We start from the raw sequence: 7,627 nt of genomic DNA, 5'->3' as shown, positions 1-7,627 counted from the left end.
GCCGTGGCCAGCGCGCCGCTGCTGCGCCCGGCCGCGCCCACGCTGGCCGTGCGGCCGCCCGAGCCGGCTCGGGTCGAACCCAGGCCGCCGGCGCCGGCCGCTCCGTCGGCCGCATCCCCGGTCGCCTCTCCGGTCCCTGTTCCGGCCGCGGTGGCGCGCGAGCCCGCGCCGCTGGCGCCCGCCGTGGCTTCCTCCCCGCCCGCGCCCGAGCCGGTTCGTCCGTCCTTGAGCGCGCGAGGTCAGGCGGAGCCCAGCTCCCACAGCGCCCGCTTGCGTCCCCGCCCGGTGGCGGCCGAGCCCGCGCCCGAGGAGGGCGACGGGCCGCCGCCCTGGCTGGATGCACCGCCGGCGGACGAGGACGGCATGGCCGCCGCGATGTCTGCCGACGACGCGCCGGACGGCGACGGTGCGGCCGAGTCGTCGGGCGGCTATGCCTCGACCGCCGGCAATGATGTCGTCCTGGTCCCCACCGCCTTGGGCGAGCGCTGGGCCGCCCTGGTCAAGCGCCTGTCGCTGGTGGCGATGGCGCGCGAACTGGCCCTGCAGGCCGAATGCATCGCCATCGACGAGCAGTCGGAGCCGCAGCGCTGGCGCCTGAAGGTCGAGCGCGAGTCGCTGCGCCAGCAGGCTCTGCAGGACAAGCTGCAGGCCGCACTCGGCGCCCTGCTGGAGCGTGCGGTGCAGATCGAGGTCGAGGCCGGCTCCGCGCAGGACTCGCCGGCGCTGCGCGATGCGGCCGAGGCTCAGGCGCGCCAGCGCCAGACCGAGCAGATTGTTTTCGACGACCCGCTGGTGCGGCAGCTGATGACCCAGTTCAAGACGGCCCGCATCGTTCCGGGCTCGATCAAACCCCACTGATATGAACCACCCCCTACTCGCTTCGCGAGCCCCCTTCGAGGGGGCGAGCCCGCAGGCCCGGCAAAGCCGGATCCTCGGGCTCCGCTGGGGAATGCGTTTGCTACGCTGATTGAATCGACAAGGAGATACGAACATGATGAAGGGTCAACTCGCCGGCCTGATGAAGCAGGCCCAGGCCATGCAGGACAACCTGAAGAAGGCCCAGGACGAGCTCGGCAATATCGAGGTCGAGGGCCAGTCGGGCGCCGGCATGGTCAAGGTCACGATGACCTGCAAGCACGACGTCAAGCGCATCACCATCGACCCCAGCCTGCTGGCCGACGACAAGGACATGCTGGAGGATCTGGTGGCCGCCGCCTTCAACGACGCGGTGCGCCGCGCCGAAGCGGTCAGCCAGGAAAAGATGGGCAAGCTGACCGCCGGCATGCCGATGCCTCCGGGCATGAAGTTCCCGTTCTGATCTTGTCCGCCCTCGAGGACTTGATCGAGGCGCTGAAGCGCCTGCCCGGCGTGGGCCAGAAGTCGGCCCAGCGCATGGCCTACCACCTGCTGCAGCACGACCGCGAGGGGGCCCGCAGCATCGCCGCGGCGCTCTCGGCGGCGATGGCCCAGGTGCGCCATTGCCAGCGCTGCCACACCTTCAGCGAGGCGCCGGTCTGCGAGATCTGCAGCGATGCGCAGCGCGATGCGCGCCTGCTGTGCGTGGTGGAAAGTCCGGCCGACCAGGCGGCGCTGGAGCGCACCGGCTCCTACCGCGGCTACTATTTCGTGCTGCAGGGGCGCCTGAGTCCGCTGGACGGACTCTCGACCCAGGCCATCGGCGCCGAGCAGCTGCTGGCGCGCGCCGCCGAGCCGGGGGTGGAGGAGGTGATCCTGGCCACCAGCTTCACCGCCGAGGGCGAGGCCACGGCCCATGTGCTGGCCGAGGCGCTGCGCTCGCGGGCCATCCGCGCCACGCGCCTGGCGCGCGGCGTGCCGGTGGGCAGCGAGCTGGAATATGTGGATCTGGGCACGATCGCCCATGCGCTGGTGGACCGCCGCTGAGCACGAAAGCGACCATGACCGTTGCCAACTACTGCATCCTGGTGGCCTGCGCGCTGCCCGTCGTCTGCGCCGGCATCGCCAAGTCCAAGGGCTTCGGCAAGCGATTGCGCGACGGTGGTTTCGACAACCACCACCCGCGGGCCTGGCTGGCCAGGCTGGGCGGCTGGCAGGCGCGCGCCGATGCGGCGCAGGCCAACAGTTTCGAGGCACTGCCGCTGTTCATCGCCGGCGTGCTGGCGGCCCAGCAGCTGGGGGCGGCGCAAGAGCGCATCGACATGCTCGCGCTGTCCTTCGTCACCTTCCGGCTGATCTATATCGGCCTGTACCTGGCCGACCAGCCGAGCCTGCGCTCGTTGGCCTGGGCCGCCGCCTTCGGCAGCGGCGTGGCGCTGTTCTTCGCCTGAGCCGGCTCGCCGCAGGGTTCAGCGGCGCTTGCCGGGCTTCTGCGCCGCGCTGGCGCTGCGCGCGGTCCTCACGCCGGCCTTGGCCGTCCGGACACCGCCGTTGCCCTTGATGGCGCTCTTGGCGCTGCGCACCGGTGCCTTCGCGCTGCCGCCGCCACCGGCGGTGTAGACCACCAGCAGCTGGCCGGGTTTGAAACCGGCCTTGGTGGAGACCTGGTTCCATTGCGCGACCTGGGCCGCACCGACCTTGTAGCGGCGCGCCACCGAGGCCACGGTGTCGCCCTTGCCGGCCTTGAAGCTGACGCGACGCAGCGGCGGCATATCGGGTGCGAGGCTCAGGCTGGCGTTGTCGGCCAGCTGCTCCGAGACGTCGCGGTCGTGGCGCGCGCTGCGCGGCACCAGCAGCGTGGAGCCACCCTTGACCAGCATGCGCGGCGGGATCTTGTTGATCTCGCGCAGCTGGGCCTCGTTCATGCCCACCTGCTTGGCCGCGTCGGCCGGCTTCATGGTCCTGGGAACCACCCAGGCGGTCCAGCTGGCGAGCTGGCCCCGGTGCGTGGCCAGGTTGCGCGCGAAGGCGTCGGCATTGTCATAGGGCAGCAGCACCTGGTCGGAGGCCGCGGCCAGCAGCACCGGCTTGTTGGCCTGCGGATTGAACTGCTTGAACTCGTCGGACGTCATGCCGGCCAGCCGGGCCGCGACATCGACGTCGATGTCGCGGTCGATCTCGACGCTCAGGAAATAGGGGTGGTTGGCAATCGCCGGCAGGGCCAGCGAATAGGCGTCGGGACGCAGCACGATGTTCTTGACCGCCTGCAGCTTGGGCACGTAGTAGCGCGTCTCGTCGGGCATGCGCAGGCTCTCGTAGTCGGTCGGCAGGCCGGCCTTCTGGTTGCGCGCGATCGCCTTCTGCACATTGCCCTGGCCCCAGTTGTAGGCGGCCAGCGCCAGATGCCAGTCGCCGAACATCTCGTGCAGCCGGCCCAGATAGTCCAGCGCGGCGCGGGTGGAGGCCAGCACATGGCGGCGGTCGTCGCGGAAGATGTTCTGCTTCAGGTCGAAGTCGCGCCCGGTGGCGGGCATGAACTGCCACATGCCCGAGGCCTTGGCGCTGGACATGGCCTGCGGGTTGAAGGCGCTCTCGATGAAGGGCAGCAGGGCCAGCTCCAGCGGCATGCCGCGCTTCTCGACCTCGGCCACGATGTGATAGAGGTAGCGGCCGCCGCGCTCGGTCATGCGCGCCACATAGTCGGGGCGGCTGCTGTACCAGTTCTCGGCCTTGCCCACCAGTTCGTTGTTCAGGTCGGGCATCGCGAAGCCGCTGCGCAGGCGTACCCACAGGTCGCGCTTGGCCTGGGCGTCGTCCAGGTCGACATTGACGCCGGGTTGCAGCGCGTCCTCCACCAGGGGGCGCGGCTGGACGGCGACCGGTGCGGACGGTTCTAGCTCCAGCGGGGCCAGGGGCACGGCCGGCGCCGGGGCGGGCTTGGGCGCCGGCGCCTTGGCCGCGGCCTTGTCCGCATTGAAGCGTATCCACTGGTAGACCTTGTCGGCGTCGCGCTTGGCCCGCTCCGCATCGCTGAGCTTGGCCTTGGCCGCCAGATCGCCCAGGTCCTGGGCCCGGCCCAGCGGTGCCAGCGCCATCAGGGCGCAGCCGGCCAATAGCGTCATCGTCCAGCGTTTCATCGCCATCCCTCCCAGGGTTCTCGTGAAGAACGGGCGCGGTGGCGGCCATCTCGGCCCCGCCACCCCTAGCAAGCGGCCGCAGTTTAGGGGCGCATATCGCCCCCATGACAGCCGGGTTTGCACGCTGATCCGTCAGAGATTTAACGAAGCCCGTGGCTTCGCACCCTATACTGCGGGCCTGCTCCGGGGTGCCCTGTTACGCCGTTCTCCTTGAGAACGCGTCGGGCTGAGATGTGGTGGAAGCCATGGTCCCGCTGAACTTGATCCGGTTTGTACCGGCGTAAGAAGAGCCTGCTCCCATGCCATGGGTGCGGGCCCTGGAGGTTGTCGTCCAGGGTCGAGGTCGCGGCAAGCCCGTCCGCACCTCCCGCCCGTCTGCACGCACCTGCTCGGCCCCACCTCTCGGCGCGCCTTGTGAGCCTTCGTGCGCCCGTCTCCGTCTCATGACCAGCCTCCGGGGTTCAACCCGGAGACCTTCAGTCATGACCCCACGCATCACCGCCCCGAGCGCCCTCGACCAGAGCATCCGGCTGAGCCGCGAACCCCTGCCCGCCTCCACCAAGACCCATGTGGCCGGCACCCTGCATCCCGAGCTGCGCGTGCCGATGCGCGCGATCGCGCTGAGCAATGGCGAGCGGATCACGGTCTATGACGCCTCCGGCCCCTACACCGACCCGGCCGCCGCGATCGACGTGGCACGCGGCCTGCCGGCGCCGCGCGCCGCCTGGGTCGAGGCAAGACATGACACCGAGGCCTACGAGGGCCGCGCGATCCAGCTGATCGACGACGGTCTGCGCGACCAGGAGCAGCAGCTGAAGCTGCGCGCGCTGAGCGCCGGCCTGCAGCGCCGGCCGCGTCGCGCCAAGGTGGGTGCCAACGTGACCCAGCTGCATTACGCGCGCCGCGGCATCGTCACGCCCGAGATGGAGTTCGTCGCGATCCGCGAGAACCAGCGCTTCGAGTGGATGCGCGAGTACCAGGCCGACGTCGAGCGCGAGGCGCGCCTGCGCGGCAATTCCTTCGGCGCCAGCATCCCCGCGATCATCACGCCCGAGTTCGTGCGCGACGAGGTGGCGCGCGGCCGCGCCATCATCCCGGCCAACATCAACCACACCGAGCTGGAGCCGATGGCGATCGGCCGCAATTTCCTCGTGAAGGTCAACGCCAATATCGGCAACTCGGCCGTCAGCTCCTCGATCGAGGAGGAGGTCGAGAAGATGGTCTGGGCCACGCGCTGGGGCGCCGACACGGTGATGGACCTCTCGACCGGCCGCAACATCCACACCACGCGCGACTGGATCGTGCGCAACAGCGCCGTGCCGATCGGCACCGTGCCGATCTACCAGGCGCTGGAGAAGGTCGGCGGCGTGGCCGAGGAGCTGACATGGGCGCTGTTCCGCGACACCCTGATCGAGCAGGCCGAGCAGGGCGTCGACTACTTCACGATCCACGCCGGCCTGCGCCTGCCCTTCGTGCCGATGACCGTGAAGCGCCGCACCGGCATCGTCTCGCGCGGCGGCTCCATCCTCGCGAAATGGTGCATCGCGCACCACCGGGAGAACTTCCTCTACACGCATTTCGAAGAGATCTGCGAAATCATGAAGGCCTACGACGTCAGCTTCTCGCTGGGCGACGGCCTGCGTCCCGGCTCGCTGGCCGACGCCAACGACGAGGCCCAGTTCGCCGAGCTGAGGACGCTGGGCGAGCTGACCAAGATCGCCTGGACCCATGATGTGCAGACCATGATCGAGGGCCCTGGCCATGTGCCGATGCACCTGATCCAGGCCAATATGACCGAGCAGCTGAAACACTGCGACGAGGCGCCCTTCTACACCCTGGGTCCGCTGACCACCGACATCGCGCCCGGCTACGACCACATCACCAGCGGCATCGGCGCCGCGATGATCGGCTGGTTCGGCTGCGCGATGCTCTGCTATGTCACGCCCAAGGAGCACCTCGGCCTGCCGGATCGCGACGACGTCAAGGCCGGCCTGATGGCCTACAAGATCGCGGCCCATGCCGCCGACATCGCCAAGGGCCACCCGGGCGCCCGCGCGCGCGACGACGCGCTCTCCAAGGCCCGCTTCGAGTTCCGCTGGACCGATCAGTTCAACCTCGGCCTGGACCCCGAGACCGCGCGCGCGTTCCACGACGAGACCCTGCCCAAAGACAGCGCCAAGGTGGCGCATTTCTGCTCGATGTGCGGCCCGAAGTTCTGCTCGATGAAGATCACGCAGGAGGTGCGCGAGTATTCCGAGCAACTCAGCGAGGGCATGAAGGCCAAGAGCGCCGAGTTCAAGGCCCGGGGCGGCGAGCTCTACATCCCCATCAAGACCGGGGCTTGAGCAGATGGCCCATATCGCGATCGCCGGCGCCGGCCTGGCCGGGCGCCTGTTCGCCTGGACGCTGGCCCGCGCCGGCCACGCGGTCGAGGTCTTCGATCCCGCGCCCGGCCCCGAGCCGCGCTGCGACGGCCAGGGCGCCGCCGCCTTCACCGCGGCCGGCATGCTGAGCCCCCTGGCCGAGCAGGAATGCGGCGGCGCGGCCATCGCGCGCCTGGGCTGGGAGTCGCTGGCCCTCTGGCCGCGCATCGTCGCGGCCATGGCAAGCCCGCCGCGCCTGCGGATCGCCGGCAGCCTGCTGCTGGCCCATGGCACCGACCGCGGCGCGGCCGCGCGCGCCCTGGCCCGCATGCCGGGCGCGCAGGCGCTGGCTCCGGGCGAGCTGCGCATGCTGGAGCCGGCGCTGGCGCCATCGAGCCTGCTGGCCTGGCTGCTGCCCGGCGAGGGCCTGATCCACCCGGTCGAGGCCATGGCCGCGCTGCACGCCGGCGCGAGCGCCGCGCGCTGGCATTGGGGCCGCGCGGTCGGGCAGGTGCTGCCGGGCCGGCTGCATCTGCGCGATGGCACAAGCCTCGGCGCCGATTGGGCCATCGACGCCCGCGGCCTCGGCGCGCGACCGCCGTTGCCGCTGCGCGGCGTGCGCGGCGAGGTGGTGGCGCTGGACCTGCCCGACCATGGCCTGAGCCGTCCGCTGCGCCTGCTGCACCCGCGCCACCGCGTCTATCTGGTGCCGCGCAGCGAGCGGGAGCTGCTGCTGGGCGCCAGCGAGATCGAGAGCGAGGACCGCAGCCCGGTCAGCCTGCAGAGCGCCGTCGAGCTGATGGCCGCGGCGCACAGCCTGCTGCCGGCGCTCGGCGAGGCGCGCATCACCCGGCTGGACCGCAATCTGCGCCCGGCCCTGCCCGACAACCTGCCCTTCACCCACGCCGAGCCCGGCCCGAACGGCGGATTGATGCGGCTCAACGGCCTGTACCGCCACGGCTGGCTGCTGGCGCCGGCCCTGGTGCAGCGCCTGCTGGCCGCCAGCGGCCTGGCCAGCCTGGAACACCCATGAACATCACCATCCATCTCGACCAGCAGACCTTGCAAGTCCCCGCCGGCACCACATTGGCCGCGCTGCTGGAGGCGCAGCAGCGCAGACCGGAAAGCGTCGGCACCGCGCTGAACGGACTCTTCGTGCCGCGCGAGGCAAGACCCGGCACCGTGCTTGGCCATGGCGACCAGGTGCTGCTCTTCAAACCCATCGTCGGAGGCTGAATGCCCCACCCCCTGCGCGCTGCGCGCGCCCCCTCA

At 70.7% G+C, this 7,627-nt stretch carries 8 protein-coding genes and 1 riboswitch; of the genes, 7 read left to right on the top strand and 1 reads right to left on the bottom strand.

Annotated elements, in window-relative coordinates:
• From AC07OQ_RS19110 to AC07OQ_RS19095, 4 genes are all read left to right on the top strand, one after another.
• Nucleotides 1-858 (top strand): DNA polymerase III subunit gamma/tau C-terminal domain-containing protein (locus AC07OQ_RS19110; protein WP_495054727.1); only part of this gene is annotated, 858 nt, incomplete at its 5' end.
• 133 nt (nucleotides 859-991) lie between these two features.
• Nucleotides 992-1,318, top strand: a complete 327-nt coding sequence (locus AC07OQ_RS19105) for a YbaB/EbfC family nucleoid-associated protein (protein WP_495054726.1) — start codon at nucleotides 992-994, stop codon at nucleotides 1,316-1,318.
• Entirely contained in the window at nucleotides 1,315-1,902 is a 588-nt protein-coding gene (recR, locus tag AC07OQ_RS19100; RefSeq protein ID WP_495054730.1) for a recombination mediator RecR, read from the top strand. Before AC07OQ_RS19105 ends, recR begins: the two co-directional genes overlap by 4 nt.
• A gap of 14 nt (nucleotides 1,903-1,916) precedes the next feature.
• A complete protein-coding gene (locus AC07OQ_RS19095) occupies nucleotides 1,917-2,306 on the top strand; it encodes an MAPEG family protein (RefSeq protein ID WP_495054725.1) in 390 nt (129 codons plus the stop codon).
• A gap of 18 nt (nucleotides 2,307-2,324) precedes the next feature.
• On the opposite strand, the gene AC07OQ_RS19090 is transcribed toward AC07OQ_RS19095, so the two are convergent.
• Nucleotides 2,325-3,992 (bottom strand): transglycosylase SLT domain-containing protein, encoded by a 1,668-nt coding sequence (locus tag AC07OQ_RS19090; protein ID WP_495054724.1) that lies wholly within the window; start codon nucleotides 3,990-3,992, stop codon nucleotides 2,325-2,327.
• Nucleotides 3,993-4,166: 174 nt separating this feature from the next.
• A riboswitch (TPP riboswitch) is annotated at nucleotides 4,167-4,296 on the top strand.
• A gap of 178 nt (nucleotides 4,297-4,474) precedes the next feature.
• Here AC07OQ_RS19090 and thiC point away from each other — a divergent pair.
• The 3 genes from thiC to thiS are packed head-to-tail and all read left to right on the top strand — an operon-like array spanning nucleotide 4,475 to nucleotide 7,591.
• Nucleotides 4,475-6,337 (top strand): phosphomethylpyrimidine synthase ThiC, encoded by a 1,863-nt coding sequence (gene thiC / locus AC07OQ_RS19085; RefSeq protein ID WP_495054723.1) that lies wholly within the window; start codon nucleotides 4,475-4,477, stop codon nucleotides 6,335-6,337.
• A 4-nt stretch (nucleotides 6,338-6,341) separates the two neighbouring features.
• On the top strand, nucleotides 6,342-7,388 hold the full coding sequence (locus AC07OQ_RS19080) for an FAD-dependent oxidoreductase (protein WP_495054722.1): 1,047 nt from the start codon (nucleotides 6,342-6,344) through the stop codon (nucleotides 7,386-7,388).
• Nucleotides 7,385-7,591, top strand: a complete 207-nt coding sequence (thiS, locus tag AC07OQ_RS19075) for a sulfur carrier protein ThiS (RefSeq protein WP_495054721.1) — start codon at nucleotides 7,385-7,387, stop codon at nucleotides 7,589-7,591. Before AC07OQ_RS19080 ends, thiS begins: the two co-directional genes overlap by 4 nt.
• Nucleotides 7,592-7,627 lie beyond the last annotated feature (36 nt).

It is taken from the genome of Roseateles sp. GW821-FHT09B06 (assembly GCF_059418245.1).
The sequence above is the reverse complement of the archived record's forward strand: the minus strand, read 5'-3'. Positions and strand labels throughout refer to the sequence as shown.

Bases quoted from the DNA above. Each gene is read 5' to 3' on its own strand.
- AC07OQ_RS19105 (WP_495054726.1), top strand. From the start codon at position 992: ATGATGAAGGGTCAACTCGCCGGCCTGATGAAGCAGGCCCAGGCCATG.
- AC07OQ_RS19095 (WP_495054725.1), top strand. From the start codon at position 1,917: ATGACCGTTGCCAACTACTGCATCCTGGTGGCCTGCGCGCTGCCCGTC.
- AC07OQ_RS19090 (WP_495054724.1), bottom strand. From the start codon at position 3,992: ATGAAACGCTGGACGATGACGCTATTGGCCGGCTGCGCCCTGATGGCG.
- thiC (WP_495054723.1), top strand. From the start codon at position 4,475: ATGACCCCACGCATCACCGCCCCGAGCGCCCTCGACCAGAGCATCCGG.
- AC07OQ_RS19080 (WP_495054722.1), top strand. From the start codon at position 6,342: ATGGCCCATATCGCGATCGCCGGCGCCGGCCTGGCCGGGCGCCTGTTC.
- thiS (WP_495054721.1), top strand. From the start codon at position 7,385: ATGAACATCACCATCCATCTCGACCAGCAGACCTTGCAAGTCCCCGCC.